Below are 20,602 nucleotides of genomic sequence, written 5' to 3'. Positions count from 1 at the left end.
TAACGCCATGAAGGTTTTTTTCGGCAAGCTTGCCGCGTTTTTCCGCAAGACCTGGGTATGGAGCCTGTGCGTCTTGCTGGCCCTGGCCCTGTTGGTGTGGTTCGTCGGACCGCTGCTGGCGGTGGACGACTACAAATTCTGGGAGCCCTCGACCAGCCGCCTGCTGACCATTGCCGGCCTGTGCTTGGTCTGGGGTCTATTCATCGTGTTCGCCAGCTGGCGTAGCACCCGCCGCAAACAGGCCGAAGCCAGCGACGAACAAATGCAGGAGCGACTTCGGCGTGAGGGCTTGGTCAGTGAGGAACAAGGCATCCTGAGCCAACGCTACCGCGACGCCGTGCGCACGCTCAAGAGTTCGAGCCTGTACCGCGGGCGCAGTGAGAAATGGCGCAACGACCTGCCCTGGTACCTGTTGCTCGGCCCTCAGGGCAGTGGCAAAACCTCGTTGCTGGACTTTTCCGGCCTGGACTTCCCACTCAACCGCGGTGAAAACCAGCGTCTGACCAAAGATGTATCAGGCACCCGTTACGCTGACTGGTACTTCGCCGACCACGCCGTGCTGATCGATACCGCCGGCCGATACCTGACCCAGCCGGACTCGGGAGTCGACGGCAAAGCCTGGAATACATTGCTTGGCCTGCTGCGTCGCCGCCGTGCACGGCCACTCAATGGCGTACTGATCAACATCCCGGTCGAGCAGCTGCTTCATTCGAGCGAACTGGAACTCGAGACCCTGGCGCGCCAGAGCCGTCAGCGCCTGCACGAAATTCACCAGCGCCTCGGGGCCGACGTACCGGTTTATCTGGTATTGAGTAAAGCGGACAAGGTGCTTGGCTTCGACGAGTTCTTCGATCAACTCTCGCGCGAAGAAAGCGATCAGGTGCTGGGGGCCAGCTTCCGCAAGGAGCAGGACGGCACCGACGTCAATGCAATCCGGGGCGAGTTCGAGGAACTGCTGCGCCGACTCAACAGCCAGGTCATCCTGCGCATGCACCAGGAGCGCGACACCCAGCGCCGGGGGCGCATTCTCGATTTTCCGCATCAGCTCGGCCAGATCGGCGAGCGGCTGTGCCTCTTCGTCGAGCTGGCCTTCTCCGGTAACCGCTACCAGCGTGCCAGCCAACTGCGCGGGTTCTACTTGACCAGCGCACCGCAGCTGCAAGGTGAACTCGACCCGCTCACCAGCGGCATCGGACGCAACCTCGGTTTGTCGAGCAGTACATTGCCGACGTTCCGTAGCGGTCGGGCGCGCTTCATTAATCACCTGCTAAGCCGCGTAATTTTCCCCGAGGCGGACCTGGCCGGCTTGGATCAGAAGGAAGTACGCCGCATCGACTGGGGTCAGCGCGCCCTGTATGCCGCGAGCTTCGCCTGCCTGGCACTGTTTGGTGCGCTCTGGGCAAACGGTTTCTCCGGCAATCACGAACGACTCGAGCAGCTGCGCAACCTCGCTAACCAGCTGGGTCGCGAGCTCCAGGAAATCGCTCCCCAAGACGATGCATTGCGTACGCTCAAGGCGCTGGATACCAGCTATGCGGCCGCCCAGGTATTCCCAGACAAGGCTAAGGTGTCCTACCTGCAGCGCGGCGGGCTCTACCAGGGCGCGCTGGTCGATCCCACCGTCTATCAGGCCTACCGCCGCGAGTTGCAAACCCTGCTATTGCCTCGTGTTGCGCGTCAGCTCGAAGCCCAAATCCGCGCCAATCTCACTGATCGAGAGCGCCTGCTTGGCAGCCTGCGCGCCTACCTGATGTTCAATCTGGAAGAACGCCGCGACGACGACTTCCTCAAGGACTGGGTCGCCGCCGACTGGTCGCTGCGCTACGCCGGAAACGCCGTCGCGCAGAACGGTCTCAACACCCATTTCGAGCGGCTACTCAATGACGGATTCGCTCCTTATGCGCTTAACGACCAGCTCGTTACCGAGGCACGTCAGGTGCTGCGCAGCGAGTCGCTAGCCAACGTCGTCTATCGCATGTTGCGCGACCAGGCTCGCAGCTTGCCCGACTACCGGTTCAGTCAGCGTCTCGGCCCGCAGGGCGCATTGTTCAGCGGCAGCGACTACACGATTCCTGGCTTTTATACCCAGCATGGTTATCAGAAGTTTTATCTCGCCCAAGGCAGCGAGTTGGTACGCGAGATCCTCCGCGACAACTGGGTGCTCGGCGAAGGCGACAGCTTGAGTCTGAAAGATCTTGGACGGCTGATGGTCGAGATGGAGCAGCTCTACTTCCGTGACTACGCCAACTATTGGAGCGAAGCGGTAGCTCAGCTGGCGCTGGAGCCTATCGCAGGTGCTGGCCAGGGCTCGGTACTTCTCAGCGGCTTGAGCGCAGCCAATTCGCCGCTGCTGCAATTGCTCGTCGAGGTCCGCGATAACACCCGATTCGCCGGCGTAGCCGATGCCGCCGGCGATGCCACGGAGGCAGCCGACGCCCTCAAGGAAGCCAACGGCAAGCTCGGCAAGGCGGCCAAGCTGGCTTCAGCCGCTGCAGAGCAAACACAGGCAGCATTAGCAAAGAACCTGCCTGATACGGCGCGCAAAACACTCGAGCGCCGCTTCGAACCGCTGCATCGGCTGCTCGATGAAAACGCAGGCGCCAGCGCCGAGCTTGTCCCAACACTGCAAGCCCTCGACGCTCTTCAATTGCAACTGGCTAGCCTGACCCACGCCAGCGCGCCTGATCAGGCGGCGTTCGAACTCGCTAAGGCGCGCATGGGCGGGCAACGTGATGCAATCAACCAGTTGCGCGCGAGCGCAGCGCGCTTGCCACAACCGATCGGTAACTGGCTCGGCCTCCTCGCCGAAGACAGCTGGACGCTCGTTCTAAACGATGCCTATCACTACCTCAACCAGCGCTACCAGAGCGAGCTCTACGCGGTCTACAAGGGTTCGCTGCGCCAGCGCTATCCGTTTAGCGCCCACAGCGAGAGTGATGTGGCCATCGCTGACTTCAGGGAGTTCTTCAAGACGCAAGGCGTCGCTGACGGGTTCTTTGATCGCTACCTGAAGGCGTTCGTCAGCGGAAGCGCTGGCCACTATCAACTTCGTCGAGTCGACGGCCGTGGCTTGCCCCTGTCACGCGAATTCCTGTCGCAAATGAGTAACGCACAAACCATCCGCCGCAGTTTCTTTGCAGAAAACCCGAACGAGCCGCAGATTCGTTTCAAACTCGAACCCTACTCGTTGGATTCGAGCCTGGGTCGCGCCGACTTCCGCTTCGGTAATCAACAGATGGAATACCGCCACGGTCCGATCATGCAGACCGCCTTCAGCTGGCCAGCCGATGCAGAGGACGGCCGCACCAGCCTGGTAGTCGAAGAGTTGGGCGGGCGCCGCGTTGGCATCGAGAAGAACACCGGCCCCTGGTCGCTGTTCCGTCTGCTGGACCTGATGCAGGTCGACTACCACAGCGGTCGCGACGTGCTCATGCTCAAGGCCAATCTGGGAGGTCGCAACGCTAACTACCTGTTGCACAGCCAGCGCTCGCCGAACCCGTTCGACATCGCCCGGCTGCGTGACTTCAAGCTTCCGGCAACGCTGTGATGTCAGCCACCGCAAGCCTGGCTTACAGCTGGCGCAGCGCCGCGCGGACCGATACGGGTAAAGTTCGCGCGCGCAATGAAGATGCCCTTCTCGACCGTCCCGAGCAAGGCCTCTGGGTTGTCGCCGATGGAATGGGCGGCCACCACAACGGCGCGCTGGCCAGCCGTCTGATCGTCGAGCAGCTCGCCGTGTTGCCTGAGGGCAACATGTCCGAGCGCCTGGTCAGCTTGCGCCGCTGCCTGCATGACCTTAACCGCAGGCTGGGACAGGAACTGACAGTCACGGCTGACCGCCCCGACCCCGTGATTGGCAGCACCGTGGTCGCGCTGCTGATGGAAGCCGATCGCGCCGCCTGCGTCTGGGCTGGCGACAGCCGCTGCTACCTCTGGCGCCGCGGGCGGCTCTATCAGCTCTCACGCGACCATTCGCTGCTGCAACAGCTGATCGATGAGCAGAGCCTGAGCCCGCAGGAAGCCGCGCGCCACCCTGCAGCGCATGCCCTTACCCGCGCCATCGGCGCCAGCGAACAACTGACGCTGGATATCCTCGAGTTCGACGTGTATCCAGGCGATACCTTGCTGCTGTGCAGCGACGGGCTCTACCAAAGCCTGTCGCCGGACAGCCTGGGAGCAGCGCTCAACGCACCGTCAACGAGCCTAGCCCTGCAGCGGCTGTTTGACGAGGCCATGGACGGTCCGTGTCGAGACAACCTGAGCGCTGTGGTGATCCGCCTATGAACGAGCCCCTGCGTGCAGAGCCGGCATCAGACCTCACCTACTTCGCTTTCGCTGCCTCGGCCACCACACCAGCGAGTCTGGCCACATCGGCCGCAGCCACCGCCGCTAGCGACTTGCCTGAAGTCTTGGCAGGACGCTACCTGATCGAACGGCTGCTCGGCGTCGGCGGCATGGGCGCCGTTTACCGCGCGCGGGACCTTCTACGTGAGCAGTTTGGCGACCCGGAACCCTACATCGCCGTCAAAACCCTGAGCGACGAGTTCACCGAGTACCCCGACGCACATGCGCTGCTTTATACCGAGTTCGCGTTGACCGCACGCTTGAGTCATCGCCACGTTGTGCGATTGTTCGGTTTTGACGTGGACGCCCTCAGCCAGCGCGCCTTCATTACACTCGAACTGCTCAAGGGACCCACGCTCGACCAGTTGCTCAGCGAACGTCCCGAAGGCCTCACCTGGGACGAGTTACGCGAAATCGCCGTGCCGCTGATCGAAGCCTTGGCTTACTCCCACAGCCGCGGCGTCATTCACGGTGACATCAAACCAAGCAACGTAATACTGGCGGAGGATGGTCTGCGCTTGTTCGACTACGGGCTTGGCCAGCCGCTCGAAGGCGTGCTGAAGAATCTGCCTCGTCTGTCCCGCAACCGATTCAAGGCCTGGACCACGCGCTATGCAGCCCCTGAGCTTCTGGACGGCGGCGAGCCATCAGCAGCCAGCGATATGTACGCACTCGGTTGCCTGCTTTATGAAATGGCCAGCGGCCGCCACCCGTTCCGGCGGCTGAGTGCCAAGCAGGCAAAAGCGCTGGCCCTCGACAAGGAACTACAACGCCCACCGCACTTGGCTCATGGCTGGCTCACATTGCAGGCAGCGCTGGCGTTTGATGCTGATCAGCGCACAGCGAGCTTGACCCAACTGCTGAATATATTCCGCCGCCCCGCACCAAGCCGCCTGCAGCGCTGGTTCGGGCGCGCCCATGGATGACAAGGAAACAAGGAAGCGCCATGTTCAACGCGGCCAATGAAGCCCATTTCAGCCTCACCATCGAAGGCATCGATCACGACCTGCAGGTACTCGCCTTCAACGGTCGCGAGGCCATCAGCCAGCCCTACCGCTTCGACTTGGAGGTTGTCAGCGAGCACGCCGATCTGGATCTGCAAAGCCTGCTGCACCAGCCAGCCTTCCTAGCACTCTCGCCGGCAGGCAACGGTATCAATGGGGTGATCTATCGCGTCGCCCAGGGCGAGTCCGGCAAACGCTTGACCCGCTACCAGGTGACCATCGTTCCGCAACTGGCCTACCTCGCGCACCGCACCGATCAGCGCATCTTTCAACACCTGACCGTCCCGCAAATCATCGCTCAGGTGCTCGAAGGTCACGGCATACAAGCGGACGTCTATCGATTTCAGCTCGGCCCGGCGATCTATCCCGAGCGTGACTACTGCACTCAGTACGACGAAACCGACCTGCATTTTGTCCAGCGTCTGTGTGAAGAAGAGGGCATCCACTACCACTTCGAGCACAGCGCACAGGGCCATGTGCTGGTGTTCGGTGATGACCAGACGAGCTTCCCGAAACTCGGACAGCCCACCGCGTACCTGCAGGACAGCGGGCTGGTCGCCGACGAGCCGGTGATCAAACGCTTTTCCGTGCGTCTGGAGACCCGAACCAACCAAGTAAGTCGGCGTGACTATGACTTCGAGCAGCCGCGCCTGGTGATGGAGGCTAACCACAAGAGCACCGAACAACAGAGCTCACCAAGACCAGCGCTTGAAGACTACGATTACCCCGCGCGCTTTTCGGATCGCACCCGTGGCAAGCACCTTTCCCAGCGCGCCCTTGAACGCCATCGTGCCGACTACCGACTGGCTGAAGGCCGAAGCGACCAGCCCACGCTTGTGAGTGGTCACTTGCTGGAAATATCCGACCACCCCCGCCCGGAATGGAACGACCTCTGGCTGCTGACCGAGGTGCTTCATGAGGGCAAACAGCCACAGGTGTTGGAAGAGTCAATTACCAGTAATCCCGACCTACAAGGTTCAAGCCCTCCTCCCCGTCGAGGAGACAGCTGGGGTGAGGGGCCTTTCGGCGACACCGAATTCAATCAGGGATACCGCAACCGTTTCCTTGCTACACCCTGGGAAGTTCCTTACCGGTCAGCACTGAACCACCCAAAACCTCGCGTACTCGGCGCCCAGACCGCGGTGGTTACCGGCCCCGCTGGCGAGGAGATTCACTGCGATGAGTACGGTCGGGTCAAAGTGCAATTCTTCTGGGATCGAGAGGGAAAGGCGGACGACAAGACCAGCTGCTGGCTGCGCGTCTCCAACAGTTGGGCCGGTGACGGCTACGGGGGTATCGCAATCCCGCGCGTCGGCATGGAAGTGCTGGTCACCTTTCTCGAAGCTGACCCCGACCAACCCCTGGTGACCGGTTGCCTCTACCATGCCGAACACCAGGTTCCCTACGACTTGCCGGCAAATAAGACCCGCTCAGTCTTCAAGACCCTGAGCTCACCCGGTGGAGGTGGCTACAACGAACTACGCATCGAAGACCGCAAAGGCGCCGAGCAGATCTACATCCACGCCCAGCGCGACTGGGACGAAAACATCGAGCACGACCAGAAGATCCGCGTTGGCCATGAACGCCACGACACCGTTGAGAAGAACAGCTACAGCGAGTTCCGCGCCGAAGAACACCTGACCGTCGTCGGCCACCGCAAGGTCGAAGTCAAACCTGAAGATCACCTCACCGTCGGCCAGGCCCAGCACATCAAGCTCGGCACCGCCCAACTGACCAAAGCCGGCCGCGAGATTCACCTAAAAGCCGGCCAGAAGATGGTCATCGAAGCCGGCATCGAACTGACCCTGAAAGCAGGCGGCAGCTTTATCAAGCTCGACCCCGGCGGCATCACCGTCAGCGGCCCGATGATCAAGATCAACGCCGGTGGTGCGCCAGGTAAGGGAGCAGGGATAAAGATCAAGCCGCCGGTGCCGCCGGGAATGGCAGATAGGGATAAGGCGGGGAGCCTGTTGGAACAGGCACCACCGGGCGAGGGAGCCAAGGTAACCAGCAAACGCAAGCGCTCTCTCAATTTCTCCGGCTAGAAAAGGACAGGGGCGGCCGTCAGGCCAGCTCGAACAGTAAGGAAGCATCGATGGCCGAAAACAAGCCGATCAACTGGGCATACCCGTTTCCCAGCAAGGAACCGAACAGCAACCCACTGCAGCTCATGACCCATATGGCTAACGCCAAGGGTGGCTACTACCCCACTGGGGAGAATGGCCTATGGCACGGCGGCGTACATTTCGACGATGGCACGGCGGCATTTTTCGATCAGACGAGCGTGCGCTGTATAGCCGATGGCGATGTGATTGCCTACCGCATCGACGAGCGCTACCCGGTCAGCGAATTCACTGACGAGATCCCGCGCGTGAAACGAGCGCCCTTTTCCACGGGGTTCGTGCTGGTCAAGCACAGCCTCCAGCCACCGCCACTGAAGAACTCTGACGGCAGCCTTAGCAATGGGCAAAACCCTCCAAGCCTGACCCTCTACAGCCTCTACATGCATCTGCTGGACTGGGCGGGCTACCAAGCGAAACCGGACCTGATGCGCCCCGCTTTCTGGGATGCCAAGCGCTATACCGTGAATACGCAGAGAGACGGCCTGAGCGTTCGCGCAGGCCCGAGCAAGAACACCACCAAACTGTCAGAGCTGTGCAAGGGTGCTGAAGTCACCATTGGCGAAACGGAAGGCGAATTCAGCAAGCTGATCAGCATCATCAGCGGGACGGCACAGCCCGCGCTGGCTGCTGACGATCAAGGGCAACTGCCCGGCTATGTATCCACCAGTTTGCTCAAACCGCACAGCGAACCAACGGAATACGACAAGGTAGTCGTTCTCGAGAGCGGGCTGCCGATCAAGGCCGATGATCTGATCGGCCATCCAGGCCTGTACCAGAACCACGACAGCGCCGCCCAGCACATGGTCCATGTCGAACTGTTCAGCTGCGATGATGCACCTGCGTTCATCGCGCGCAGCCGCGCCTGGGCCAGCCGCTTGCCAGACGGCCAGAAAACCCTGCTCAAGGTCTACAAAGGCGCCAGCAAACTGATCGCTCATCGAGAGGACATAGGTGCTGAGAATCCACCCAAACTCAGCGATGAAGGCTCGCAAGTCGGTGTCGACCTGATAATTCCGCAAACGCTGGTGGATGGATTGCCGGCTTCGCACAAGATTCAGGTCACTATCCCTGCCGAAGGCAGTACGCCAGCAAGCACAACCATATGGTGGCGACTGAACAGCCTGTTCGCCGACGAAAACGGCAACCCCATCGATGGCTGGCTCGCCGAGCAGGAGCTGATCACTACCCGCCATAGCCCTTGGGAATGGGAAGGCTTCCATTGCGTCGAGGAAACCGGGACTGCTGTCGAGAAGCTTGCTTATAGTCTCAACGCCCGCCGCCTGCTGAGCACGGAAGAACAGCAAAACTACCGCGCCCAGATCAACAAGGCAGACGGTGGCCCCATCCTGACGCTGGCCCGGTTGCATGACATCGTCGACGCAGACAAGGACGGCATACTGAGCAGCCGGGAAATCCGTGCCGCCCTTACCAAGCCTTGGCAGGCGCAATTGCTCGGACAGTTGATCACCGGACATGAAAGCGAATGGTTCTGGGAAAAAAGTAAATGGGATGAGCTGGATCCGTTACTGGAGGAAGAACCTGGAAGACCGAATCTGATTTGGCAAACGGAAAAGCAGCGAATCGAGAAGCTGAGCTGGTGGAGCGATCTAGCCGAAAAACACGGGATCGGTGGGGATGGTAAGGCTTGGCATGTACAGCCTCAGTGGTTAACAGTCCTCTTTAAAGCGAAACGCAAAGAGTTCATTACTCTTAAAATGCTCAAAACTGCGAGCCCTAGCATTACTGACAATTACGCTGAAGCTGTACTTCCGCACCTCAATAAATACGCCATATCATACAAGATAGACACGCCGCTACTTATTGCCAACTTTCTATCTCAAGTCGGCCATGAAAGCGGCTTCATAGTGAGATCAGAAAACTTGAGCTATTCTGCCAAGCGTATGCGGGAAGTATTTGGCTGCAAGAACAACATACGTGGTTACGACGCGAGCAAGGACGACTGCAAGATATCCCCTAGGCTAAGGCCAAAGCTATGGACAGAAGCTGCCAAATACGAAAGAAACGCAGAAAACCTAGGCAGCTATGTTTACGCTGGCCGAAATGGTAATGGTGATGAAGAAAGCCGCGACGGATACAAGTACCGTGGCCGAGGGATTATTCAGCTTACCGGCAAAAATAACTACATAGCCTATACTCGCATACATAATGAAAAAAACGCACAGGACCACCAAGATTTTGTAAGCAATCCAGACTTGGTTACCAGCAACCTTGAATATGGAATTGAGTCCGCCTTTGTCTGGTGGGAAATGAACGATATGAATAAAAAAATACTGAAGTCTTATAGCGCAAGGACTGAGAGTAATATTACCACTCACGTCGCGGACGTTTCCACAATCGTTAACGGTGGAACTATCGGCCTACCCGAACGCGTCGAACTTTTCGAATCGCTCCGTGGACTCTTTGAGATATAAATGAACTTCCTTAAGCCACTAATAATTTCGATCCTCCTCGTTAATACCTCTGTAGCCGAAGAGCTAATAAAGCCCCTATCACCAAGCTTCTTAGGAAGCCATGAGATACACTTTTCTAACACCGCTAGCGATGGCGACGAAAAGGCATTAACAGCTGAATTGGTTCAGGAAGGTGGGCAGCGCATGGTCCTTCCAGTGCGATGCAACCCGGAGGGAGGAGAACCGTCGCTTAGTAGCTCCTACTCGCTCGCGTTACCCGACGGGTCTAATGCGTTAGTTATTACCTGTTCTTATGACCTGAACCACAGTGGTTTAGGATTAAAAGGAACGCAATATATCAGCTACGTGTTTAAGGAGGTTTCTGGATCAATCGAAAGGTTTAAAAGGCTTGAACAGCTTATCTCTGGCTACGAGGGGGACGCAGAAAATGGAGAAAGGCAGTATTACTTTTACCCAACAAGTGAACTGGCCAAACAAAAGCTGAAAGATGGGGAAACTGACTCCCCTAAGCTTATTCACCAAATAATTCTTACCAGACTGGCAAACCGCGACTATGAAGCAATCAGATCCTATACCTCTGACAGAAAAAATAAGGAAACAATTAGAAAACCTCCAACCGCTAAACCCGACATTTCGATCTATAACGACATTGGCTATGCATTAGCTGAAGCGAACGAGCTTGATCTAGCTCTTTGCGTGCTTCGAAACGTAGAAGAAATATCGCCCGAACGCACTGTACTCATGCTGAATCTGGCCGACGTCCTTTGGGAGAAAGGACTTCAAGAGGAAGCGAAACCTTACTACCAAAAATATTATTCACAAATGGAAAATATTGGAAAGAAAAGGCTAGTGCCTATGAGAGTCATGGCGCGATTATTGAGCTAGCATCAGAGTTGTATACACCCTTAACCCAGCAGAAGAGACCAAAAACGCCCGATCTTTTGTTGGGGCGTTTTGTTTTGTCAAAAAGAAAAATAAAAAACTGAACAGATTTACTTTCGTTTTTGGCTCGCAGCCTACATTGGCTTTTCGCTCGATACCGCGCTCGGTGATGCGTTGCACTTCGTCGACAAACCTATTATCGCCAGTCACTGACCACGCTGTAACGCCTCACTGATCGCGTTCAGCTCTTGCTCAGATGCGGCCTCACTAACAAATGCTTTGGATCGCTTGTATCGCTGCTCTTCGGCATTCCCTAACGCGAGGTACCATCGCGGCAAGCACCTGTTACAACTCGATATAGCTTGAGCAGGCAAGCAAGCCAGTGCCTGTTTAAACAGCGCTAGACCTGTAACGACTCTCCCACAGAGCACCCGAACGACCCGCGATCTAAGTAGTACTGCGTATCTTTAAGCGATGCATTGAATTGATTTCGAGCCCAGGCATTTGTTTGGCAGTTTTCGCGGGTAGCAAAAAGGCGCCCTAAGGCGCCTTTTTGCAGCTAAGCCCGAATCAAGCCTTGGCTTTCTTCGCAGCGCGGTTGCGCTCGCCTTCGTCGAGGATCTTCTTGCGAAGACGGATCGACTTCGGCGTAACTTCGCACAGCTCGTCGTCCTGGATGAATTCCAGCGCCTGCTCCAGGGTGAACTTCACCGGCGGAACCAGGGCGATGGTTTCATCCTTGCCCGATGCGCGCATGTTGTCGAGCTTCTTGCCTTTGGTGGGGTTGACGCCCATGTCGTTGTCACGGCTGTTCAGGCCGACGATCTGACCGTTGTAGATTTCCTGGCCGTGCTCAACGAACAGCTTGCCGCGCGCCTGCAGGGTTTCCAGGGAATAGGTCAGTGCCTTGCCAGTCTCGACCGAAACCAATACGCCGTTCTGACGACCGGACATGTGGCCGGATTTCATCACGTCGTAGCGGTCGAAGATCGAGGTCAGGATGCCCGCACCGTTGGTGATGGTCAGGAAGTGGTTACGGAAACCGATCAGGCCACGAGCCGGGATGTTGTACTCAAGGCGCACACGGCCCTTGCCATCCGGAACCATGTTGCTCAGGTCGCCCTTACGCAAGCCCATCTCTTCCATGACCTTGCCCTGAGCTTCTTCCGGGATGTCGATGGTGACGTTCTCGAACGGCTCGTGCTTGGCACCGTCGACGTCACGAATGATCACTTCCGGACGGCCTACGGCCATTTCGAAGCCTTCACGGCGCATGTTCTCGATCAGTACCGACAGGTGCAGCTCACCACGACCGGAGACCTTGAACTTGTCGGCCGAGTCGCCTTCTTCAACGCGCAGGGCTACGTTGTACAACAGCTCCTTGTCCAGACGGTCTTTGATGTTACGGCTGGTGACGAACTTGCCTTCCTTGCCGCAGAACGGCGAATCGTTGACCTGGAAGGTCATGGAAACGGTCGGCTCGTCAACGGTCAGCGGCTTCATCGCTTCGACGTTGTTCTGGTCGCACAGGGTGTCGGAGATGAACAGTTCATCCATACCGCTGATGCAGACGATGTCGCCAGCGGTGGCTTCTTCGACGTCGACACGGTGCAGACCGTGGTGACCCATCAGCTTGAGGATACGGCCGTTACGCTTCTTGCCGTGCATGTCGATGGCAGTGACTGGGGTGTTCGGCTTGACGCGACCACGGGCGATACGGCCTACACCGATGATGCCGAGGAAGCTGTTGTAGTCCAGCGCTGAAATCTGCATCTGGAACGGGCCGTCCATGTCGACCTTCGGAGCCGGTACGTGGTCGACGATGGCCTGGTACAGCGGGGTCATGTCTTCAGCCATGTCGGTGTGGTCCAGACCGGCGATGCCGTTCAGGGCCGAGGCGTAGACGACCTGGAAGTCCAGCTGCTCTTCGGTGGCGCCGAGGTTGTCGAACAGGTCGAAGATCTGGTCCAGCACCCAATCAGGACGCGCGCCCGGACGGTCGACCTTGTTGATCACCACGATCGGACGCAGGCCGGCTTCGAAGGCCTTCTTGGTCACGAAGCGGGTTTGCGGCATCGGGCCGTCCTGGGCATCGACCAGCAGCAGCACGGAGTCGACCATCGACATCACGCGCTCAACTTCACCGCCGAAGTCGGCGTGGCCGGGGGTGTCGACGATGTTGATGCGGTAGTCGTTCCAACGGATTGCAGTGTTCTTAGCGAGAATGGTGATACCACGCTCTTTTTCCTGGTCGTTCGAATCCATCACGCGCTCGTCGTTGAGCTCGCCGCGCTCCAGAGTGCCGGACTGACGCAGGAGCTTGTCGACCAGAGTGGTTTTGCCATGGTCAACGTGAGCGATGATGGCGATGTTGCGAAGATTGTCGATCACAGTAGTGGTCTCGTAGTTGGGTTGGGCTACTCGGCAAATGCTTCAAGCTGCCCAACGCGAAAAGATTGGATGAAGGGAATAGATCGTTAGCGACGTGTTGCGGCGATTCAGCCGCAAAGCGGGTCGGGAGGGCGGTGGCGGATACTGCCGCCCAGCAGGCCGGGCTGTTTAGCTCGGACGATAAACGCGCACATTGACATGCCCCTCGCTCAGCAAATGATGAGCATGCAGGCGGCTCATGACACCTTTATCGCAATACAGCAGGTACTGGCGATTGTCGTCCAGTTCCTTGAATCGGTTGTTCAGTGCATAAAACGGCAATGTTTGCACTTCGATGCCCTGCAGTTGCAGAGGTTCGTCCTCGGCAAGGTCGGGGTGGCGAATGTCGATTACCACCTGCCCGGCACTCGCCTCGATAACTTCTTCAACTTGCAAATCCTGGCCCAGCTCGTCGATCACCCGATCGATGGCCACCTGCCGGGCATTCGCCAGAGCGCGCTCGAGGATCGCCATGTCGAACTGTTTCTCTTCGTGCTCGACGCGATAGCGTTTGGCTTTGGTCGTCGGGTTCACCGAAATCACGCCACAGTACTCGGGCATGTTCTTGGCAAACTCGGCGGTGCCGATCTCGGAAGCGGTGTCGATGATGTCCTGTTTGTGGCTGGCGATCAGCGGACGCAGCACCAGCATATCGGTAGCCGAGTCGATAACCGACAGATTAGGCAGCGTCTGGCTCGAGACCTGAGAGATCGCTTCACCGGTTACCAGCGCGTCGATATGCAAACGTTCGGCGATCTGAGTCGAGACGCGCAGCATCATGCGTTTCAACACCACACCCATGTGGCTGTTATCGACCTTTTCCAGGATCTCACCGACCACTTCTTCGAACGGCACGCTGATAAACAGTACGCGATGGGAGCTGCCGTACTTCTTCCATAAATAGTGGGCCACTTCCATCACGCCCAGCTCGTGGGCGCGACCACCCAGATTGAAGAAGCAGAAATGGGTCATCAACCCGCGGCGCATCATCTGATACGCCGCCACTGTGGAGTCGAAGCCGCCGGACATCAGCACCAGCGTTTGCTCAAGTGCGCCCAGCGGGTAGCCGCCAATACCGTCGTGCTGTGCGTGCACGACAAACAGGCGCTGGTCGCGGATTTCCATCCGCACTTGGATTTCCGGTGCTTTGAGCGAGATGCCAGCGGCGCCGCACTGTTGGCGAAGCTCGCTGCCAACATATCGCTCTACATCCATCGAGCTGAATGGGTGCTTGCCTGCCCGTTTGCATCGCACGGCGAAGATCTTGCCCGGCAGACGGTCGGCATAGTGCGCCTTGCACTTGGCGAGGATGTCGTCCAGATCGCCTAGCGGGTACTCGTGCACTTCCAGGCAATGGGCGATGCCCGGCGTGCAGCGCAGGCGCTCGATCATTTGGTGCAAGGTTTTCGGATCACTGAGCGCGGTTTCCACCTCAACGTTGTCCCACACCCCCTCCACCCGCAGTTCGGGATCGAGGTCGCGCAGCACGGTACGGATGTTCTTCGCCAATTGGCGAATGAAGCCCTTGCGTACCGGTGGGCTCTTTATGGTGATTTCGGGGAAAACCTTGACGATCAGTTTCATGGAAACAGCGCAGCGCCAGCATGGCGTGAAAAGAGGGGGGCGGAGTATATCGGAATTTGGTCAAGCTTTAGACAGTTTTATCGGAAAGCCCAACCTTGCACCCTTATGGAACAATCCCATTACTTTTCGCACCAATTTAGAGCGCATATAAACAAGCACAGCTGCACTAAACGACGGCGAGTACGCTAGGGCGGCTTAACAAGGGTGCTCGGATCCATCTCGGAGCACTGGCATGTAATTTGCTCCCTTGTGAGGCAGGTCGCCTTGACGGAGTATCGCCCGCTCGGCTTCACCCCCTAGATTCCGGAAGCATATCTGTCAACGCTTCCACCACTTGGAGAGCACCATGTCGAAGTCGCTTCAACTGATCAAAGATTACGATGTGAAGTGGATTGATCTGCGCTTCACCGACACCAAGGGCAAGCAGCACCACGTGACCGTTCCGGCGCGCGATGCTCACGACGAAGATTTCTTCGAGCACGGCAAAATGTTCGACGGCTCGTCCATCCATGGCTGGAAAGGCATTGAAGCCTCCGACATGATCCTGATGCCGGTCGATGAAACTGCCGTTCTGGATCCGTTCACCGAAGAGCCAACCCTGATTCTGGTCTGCGACATCGTCGAGCCAAGCACCATGCAGGGCTATGACCGCGACCCACGCTCCATCGCCAAGCGCGCCGAGGAATTCCTCAAGTCCACCGGCATCGGCGACACTGTATTCGTTGGCCCGGAACCTGAGTTCTTCATCTTCGACCAGGTGAAGTTCAAGTCCGACATCTCCGGCTCGATGTTCAAGATCTACTCCGAGCAAGGCTCCTGGATGACCGACCAGGACGTCGAAGGCGGCAACAAGGGCCATCGCCCGGCCGTGAAGGGTGGCTACTTCCCGGTTCCGCCGTGCGACCACGACCACGAAATCCGTACGGCCATGTGCAACGCCATGGAAGAGATGGGCCTGGTCGTCGAAGTGCATCACCACGAAGTGGCGACTGCCGGTCAGAACGAAATCGGCGTCAAGTTCAACACGCTGGTAAACAAGGCTGACGAAGTTCAGACCCTGAAGTACTGCGTGCACAACGTGGCCGATGTCTACGGCAAGACCGCGACCTTCATGCCGAAGCCGCTGTACGGCGACAACGGTTCGGGCATGCACGTACACATGTCGATCTCCAAAGACGGCAAGAACACCTTCGCTGGCGAAGGCTATGCCGGCCTGTCCGAAACCGCCCTGTACTTCATCGGCGGAATCATCAAGCACGGCAAGGCGCTGAACGGCTTCACCAACCCGGCTACCAACTCCTACAAGCGCTTGGTTCCAGGCTTCGAAGCACCGGTCATGCTGGCCTACTCGGCTCGTAACCGTTCCGCCTCGATCCGTATCCCTTACGTTTCCAGCCCGAAAGCCCGCCGTATCGAAGCGCGCTTCCCGGATCCGGCTGCCAACCCCTACCTGTGCTTCGCTGCACTGCTGATGGCTGGCCTGGACGGCATCCAAAACAAGATCCACCCCGGCGATGCTGCTGACAAGAACCTGTACGATCTGCCGCCAGAAGAAGGCAAGCTGATCCCGCAGGTATGCGGCAGCCTGAAGGAAGCCCTGGAAGAACTCGACAAGGGCCGTGCGTTCCTGACCAAGGGCGGTGTGTTCTCCGATGACTTCATCGATGCCTACCTCGAGCTGAAGAGCGAGGAAGAAATCAAGGTCCGTACCTTCGTTCACCCGCTGGAATACGACCTGTACTACAGCGTCTAAGCCAGTACGCGTGACAGAAAAGCCTCCTTCGGGAGGCTTTTCCGTTTCTGCGATGTCATCAGTTGGTGATACCGATGTTACGACAAACGACCGGAGTGGCGTCGATCCCAAATCGCAACGGTCGCGCTTGCCTCGCCGCCAGCACGGTGCAAGGCTTCTCGCCACCCCTACCGCGGAGCTTCCCATGCGCATTGCATTGTTCAGCCTGCTACTCGCTCTCATGGCCCCGGCCATGGCACAGATTTACAAATACACCGACGACAAGGGCAACACCGTCTTCACCAATCAGCCACCCGAGGGCGTCGAGGCAGACGCTGTCGACCTTCCGCCCGCCAACACCGTTGATATCAAGACGCCAACAGCTCCACCACCGCTGGCCAACGAGCAGAGCGGCGGGGAGCGTCAGCAACCCTATCGGAGCGTCGCGATCGGCGGTATTCCGGACGAGCAAGCGCTACGCGCAAACAGCGGCACCTTTATCGTCAACGCCCAGCTCGATCCGCCGCTAAAGCAGGGCCACCAGATCCGCTTCCTGCTCGACGGCGTTCCCCAGGCAGAACCCAGCAGCGCGACCGCACTACAGTTAATAAACGTGGATCGCGGCACCCACCTGCTCGAAGTACAGGTGCTCAGCGGGGGCCAAGTTGTGCAGCAGGCCGAGGAGCAGTTCACCGTTCAGCGCGTCCACACCTCCAGCCCGGCGCGCCGATGAGACGCACCACGCGGCTGGGGCTTTCGGGGCTGCTGCTAGCGTTCGCATTGCCCGCGAGCGCAGCCATTTACAGCTACACCGATGCCGAGGGTAACCGCGTATTCACCGATCGCCCGGGCGGCCGCGCCGCCGAGCAGGTCGAGACCAAACCGGCTAACAGCATGGCGGCACAGCCCGTACCGCCGCCGAAGCAAGTGGTTAAGGTTCTAAAGGCGACCACACCAGGCTACACAGTGCTCGATATCGTGCAGCCCGATCCCGACGCCACCATTCGCAACAATGCCGGTGAGCTGGCAGTCAGTGTGACCAGCACGCCTGCCCTGCATCCGGGCCATCAGTATCAATTGCTGCTTGATGGCGCGGCTGTGGGCGCGCCAGGTGAAAGCCCCGTATTGATGCTGCAAAACGTCGACCGAGGTACCCACCAGCTGGTGGTCGAAGTGATCGACAGCCAGGGCGAGCGCCTACAGGCCAGCGCGCCTCGCGTGTTCCACATGATGCGCACCTCCCTTGCGCAACGCCGAATGGTCAACCCTTGCAAGAAAGGCGACTACGGCGTTCGGCCAGAATGCCCGCTGAAAGATAAACCGAAGGAAAAGAAAGATATTCCATTCGTGCCCTTTCTGTGACCATGCTGCGCACCTGAATGGTGCATAGTTTAAGCCATGTTGTGTAGCGCTCCCCTTCCTGTTCGACGCCCTGCTCTGGAGCGCTAGTGCTCGCGGCGCCGCGCCGAAAAGGAGCGCCTTGGTTTGCTTCTTGCATTTCCTGACGTACACCCCGGATGCAGACTGCCATGATCAACGAAGCCCTACAGCGCCTGCTGATCGAGAATCTCACCACCGCCACCCTTTTGCTTAATTCACGGTTGCGCCTGGAATACATGAACCCCGCTGCCGAGATGCTGCTTGCCGTCAGCGGCCAGCGCAGCCACGGTCAGTTCATCAGCGAACTGTTCACCGAGTCGTCGGAAGCCCTGGCTGCATTGCGCCTGGCCGTCGAAGAAGCCCATCCGTTCACCAAGCGGGAAGCGACCCTGACATCCGCCAGCGGCCAGACGCTGACCGTCGACTACGCCGTGACGCCGGTACTGACGAAGCAGGAAACGATGCTGCTGCTGGAAGTGCTGCCACGCGACCGGCTGCTGCGCATCACCAAGGAAGAGGCCCAGCTGTCCAAGCAGGAAACCACCAAGATGCTGGTCCGCGGGCTTGCCCATGAAATCAAGAACCCGCTTGGGGGAATACGCGGCGCCGCCCAACTGCTGGCCCGCGAGCTGCCCGAAGAACACCTCAAGGATTACACCGAAGTCATCATCGAGGAGGCCGACCGCCTGCGAAACCTGGTCGATCGGATGCTCGGCTCAAACAAGTTGCCATCGCTGGCGATGACCAACATTCACGAGGTACTCGAACATGTCGCCAGCCTGATCGAAGCCGAATGCCAAGGCAGCCTCATTTTGGTGCGTGATTACGACCCAAGTATTCCCGAGGTCCTGATGGACCACGAGCAGATGATTCAGGCCGTGCTCAACATCATGCGCAACGCCATGCAGGCGCTTGCCGGGCAAACCGAACTGGGGCTGGCCCGCCTGACGCTACGTACTCGCACGCTGCGCCAGTTCACCATTGGTCATATACGCCATCGGCTGGTCGCCCGGATCGAAATCATCGACAACGGGCCAGGCATTCCCGCCGAACTGCAGAACACGCTTTTCTACCCGATGGTCAGCGGCCGCCCCGACGGCACCGGTCTAGGCCTGGCCATTACCCAGAACATCATTAGCCAGCACCAGGGGCTGATCGAATGCGAAAGCCATCCCGGGCACACCTCGTTTTCGATCTTCCTGCCGCTGGAACAAGGAGTACCAACCGCATGAGCCGCAGCGAAACTGTCTGGATTGTCGACGATGACCGCTCCATCCGCTGGGTCCTGGAGAAAGCGCTGCAACAGGAAGGCATGACCACCCAAAGCTTCGAAAGCGCTGATGGTGTACTGGCGAAACTCGCACGGCAGCAGCCGGATGTGATCATTTCCGACATCCGCATGCCGGGAGTGAGCGGTCTCGACATGCTGGCGCAGATCCGCGACCTCTACCCGCGCCTGCCCGTGATCATCATGACCGCACATTCGGACCTCGACAGCGCGGTGGCTTCATATCAGGGCGGCGCGTTCGAATACCTGCCCAAGCCTTTCGATGTGGATGAAGCGGTATCGCTGGTCAAGCGCGCCAACCAGCACGCCAAAGAGCAACAAGGGCTAAAGGCACCCGCCGATCAACGCCACACAACGGAAATCATCGGCGAAGCGCCAGCGATGCAGGAGGTGTTTCGCGCCATTGGCCGCCTCTCCCACTCAAACATTACTGTGTTGATCAACGGTGAGTCCGGCACCGGCAAGGAGCTGGTCGCTCATGCCTTGCACCGGCATAGCCCACGTTCGGCTTCCCCGTTTATTGCGCTGAATATGGCCGCGATTCCAAAGGATCTGATGGAATCGGAGCTGTTCGGTCACGAGAAAGGGGCCTTCACCGGTGCTGCCAACCAGCGTCGCGGCCGCTTCGAGCAGGCCGATGGCGGCACGCTGTTCCTCGACGAAATTGGCGACATGCCCGCCGACACCCAGACCCGCCTCCTGCGCGTACTGGCTGACGGCGAGTTCTACCGGGTCGGCGGTCATACACCGGTCAAGGTCGACGTACGCATCATTGCCGCTACCCACCAGGACCTGGAAACCTTGGTTCAGGCCGGTAAGTTTCGCGAAGACCTGTTTCATCGGCTGAATGTCATCCGCATCCATATCCCACGCCTGTCCGACCGCCGCGAAGACATTCCGACGCTGGCCTCACATTTCCTTGCCAGTGCCGCTACCGAACTGGCAGTCGAGACCAAGCTGCTCAAGCCCGAAACCGAGGAATACCTGCAAAACCTGCCGTGGCCGGGCAACGTGCGCCAGCTGGAGAACACCTGCCGCTGGATCACGGTGATGGCGTCCGGGCGCGAAGTGCATGTCGACGACCTGCCCCCGGAACTGCTCAATCAGCCGGCCGATGCCATGCCGTCGAACAACTGGGAGCAGGCGCTGCGCCATTGGGCCGACCTGGCACTGGCTCGCGGCCAATCGAATCTGCTCGACGAGGCGGTACCGGCTTTCGAACGCATCATGATCGAGACTGCACTCAAGCACACCGCCGGCCGCCGCCGTGATGCGGCTCTGCTATTGGGCTGGGGACGGAATACGCTGACGCGCAAAATCAAAGAGCTGGGAATGGGCGACAGCGCAGACGAGGATGAGGGCGACGAAGCCTGACCTGAACTGGCGCAGCCAGCGGCTGCGCC

At 58.7% G+C, this 20,602-nt stretch carries 13 protein-coding genes; 11 read left to right on the top strand and 2 right to left on the bottom strand.

What is annotated here, in order from left to right; all coding sequences use genetic code 11:
* The first annotated feature begins 7 nt into the window (after window positions 1-7).
* Genes tssM through ACIGHL_RS09740 form a run of 6 tightly spaced genes read left to right on the top strand, consistent with a single transcriptional unit; the run spans window position 8 to window position 10,788 of the window.
* The gene (tssM, locus tag ACIGHL_RS09765; RefSeq protein WP_128119600.1) at window positions 8-3,547 is read left to right on the top strand and encodes a type VI secretion system membrane subunit TssM; all 3,540 of its coding nucleotides are present in this window, start codon (window positions 8-10) and stop codon (window positions 3,545-3,547) included.
* Window positions 3,547-4,284 (top strand): PP2C family protein-serine/threonine phosphatase, encoded by a 738-nt coding sequence (locus ACIGHL_RS09760; protein WP_128119601.1) that lies wholly within the window; start codon window positions 3,547-3,549, stop codon window positions 4,282-4,284. The genes tssM and ACIGHL_RS09760 overlap by 1 nt, the downstream gene beginning before the upstream one ends.
* Entirely contained in the window at window positions 4,281-5,270 is a 990-nt protein-coding gene (locus ACIGHL_RS09755; RefSeq protein WP_216707008.1) for a serine/threonine-protein kinase, read from the top strand. The genes ACIGHL_RS09760 and ACIGHL_RS09755 overlap by 4 nt, the downstream gene beginning before the upstream one ends.
* A 20-nt stretch (window positions 5,271-5,290) precedes the next feature.
* Window positions 5,291-7,393 (top strand): type VI secretion system Vgr family protein, encoded by a 2,103-nt coding sequence (locus ACIGHL_RS09750; protein WP_128119602.1) that lies wholly within the window; start codon window positions 5,291-5,293, stop codon window positions 7,391-7,393.
* A 50-nt stretch (window positions 7,394-7,443) separates the two neighbouring features.
* Entirely contained in the window at window positions 7,444-9,903 is a 2,460-nt protein-coding gene (locus ACIGHL_RS09745; RefSeq protein WP_128119603.1) for a hypothetical protein, read from the top strand.
* Window positions 9,904-10,788 carry a tetratricopeptide repeat protein gene (locus ACIGHL_RS09740; protein ID WP_128119604.1) on the top strand — a complete coding sequence of 295 codons (885 nt, stop codon included), beginning with the start codon at window positions 9,904-9,906 and terminating at the stop codon, window positions 10,786-10,788.
* A 567-nt stretch (window positions 10,789-11,355) separates the two neighbouring features.
* On the opposite strand, the gene typA is transcribed toward ACIGHL_RS09740, so the two are convergent.
* Both typA and thiI read right to left on the bottom strand, forming a co-directional pair.
* Complete coding sequence (gene typA / locus ACIGHL_RS09735) at window positions 11,356-13,176, bottom strand: translational GTPase TypA (protein WP_216707009.1); 1,821 nt, start codon at window positions 13,174-13,176, stop codon at window positions 11,356-11,358.
* Between the two features lie 168 nt (window positions 13,177-13,344).
* Entirely contained in the window at window positions 13,345-14,799 is a 1,455-nt protein-coding gene (gene thiI / locus ACIGHL_RS09730) for a tRNA uracil 4-sulfurtransferase ThiI (RefSeq protein ID WP_128119605.1), read from the bottom strand.
* 346 nt (window positions 14,800-15,145) lie between these two features.
* On the opposite strand from thiI, the gene glnA reads away from it, so the two are divergent.
* From glnA to ntrC, 5 genes are all read left to right on the top strand, one after another.
* On the top strand, window positions 15,146-16,552 hold the full coding sequence (gene glnA / locus ACIGHL_RS09725) for a glutamate--ammonia ligase (RefSeq protein ID WP_045422502.1): 1,407 nt from the start codon (window positions 15,146-15,148) through the stop codon (window positions 16,550-16,552).
* A gap of 184 nt (window positions 16,553-16,736) precedes the next feature.
* Window positions 16,737-17,264, top strand: a complete 528-nt coding sequence (locus ACIGHL_RS09720; protein ID WP_128119606.1) for a DUF4124 domain-containing protein — start codon at window positions 16,737-16,739, stop codon at window positions 17,262-17,264.
* The gene (locus tag ACIGHL_RS09715; protein WP_128119607.1) at window positions 17,261-17,893 is read left to right on the top strand and encodes a DUF4124 domain-containing protein; all 633 of its coding nucleotides are present in this window, start codon (window positions 17,261-17,263) and stop codon (window positions 17,891-17,893) included. Before ACIGHL_RS09720 ends, ACIGHL_RS09715 begins: the two co-directional genes overlap by 4 nt.
* A gap of 167 nt (window positions 17,894-18,060) precedes the next feature.
* On the top strand, window positions 18,061-19,143 hold the full coding sequence (gene glnL / locus ACIGHL_RS09710; protein ID WP_128119608.1) for a nitrogen regulation protein NR(II): 1,083 nt from the start codon (window positions 18,061-18,063) through the stop codon (window positions 19,141-19,143).
* Window positions 19,140-20,573 carry a nitrogen regulation protein NR(I) gene (gene ntrC / locus ACIGHL_RS09705; RefSeq protein ID WP_128119609.1) on the top strand — a complete coding sequence of 478 codons (1,434 nt, stop codon included), beginning with the start codon at window positions 19,140-19,142 and terminating at the stop codon, window positions 20,571-20,573. The genes glnL and ntrC overlap by 4 nt, the downstream gene beginning before the upstream one ends.
* The last annotated feature ends 29 nt before the right edge of the window (window positions 20,574-20,602 follow it).

The sequence above is a fragment of the Pseudomonas sp. NPDC077451 genome, from assembly GCF_044543345.1.
Taxonomy (GTDB): domain Bacteria; phylum Pseudomonadota; class Gammaproteobacteria; order Pseudomonadales; family Pseudomonadaceae; genus Stutzerimonas.
The sequence above is the reverse complement of the archived record's forward strand: the minus strand, read 5'-3'. Positions and strand labels throughout refer to the sequence as shown.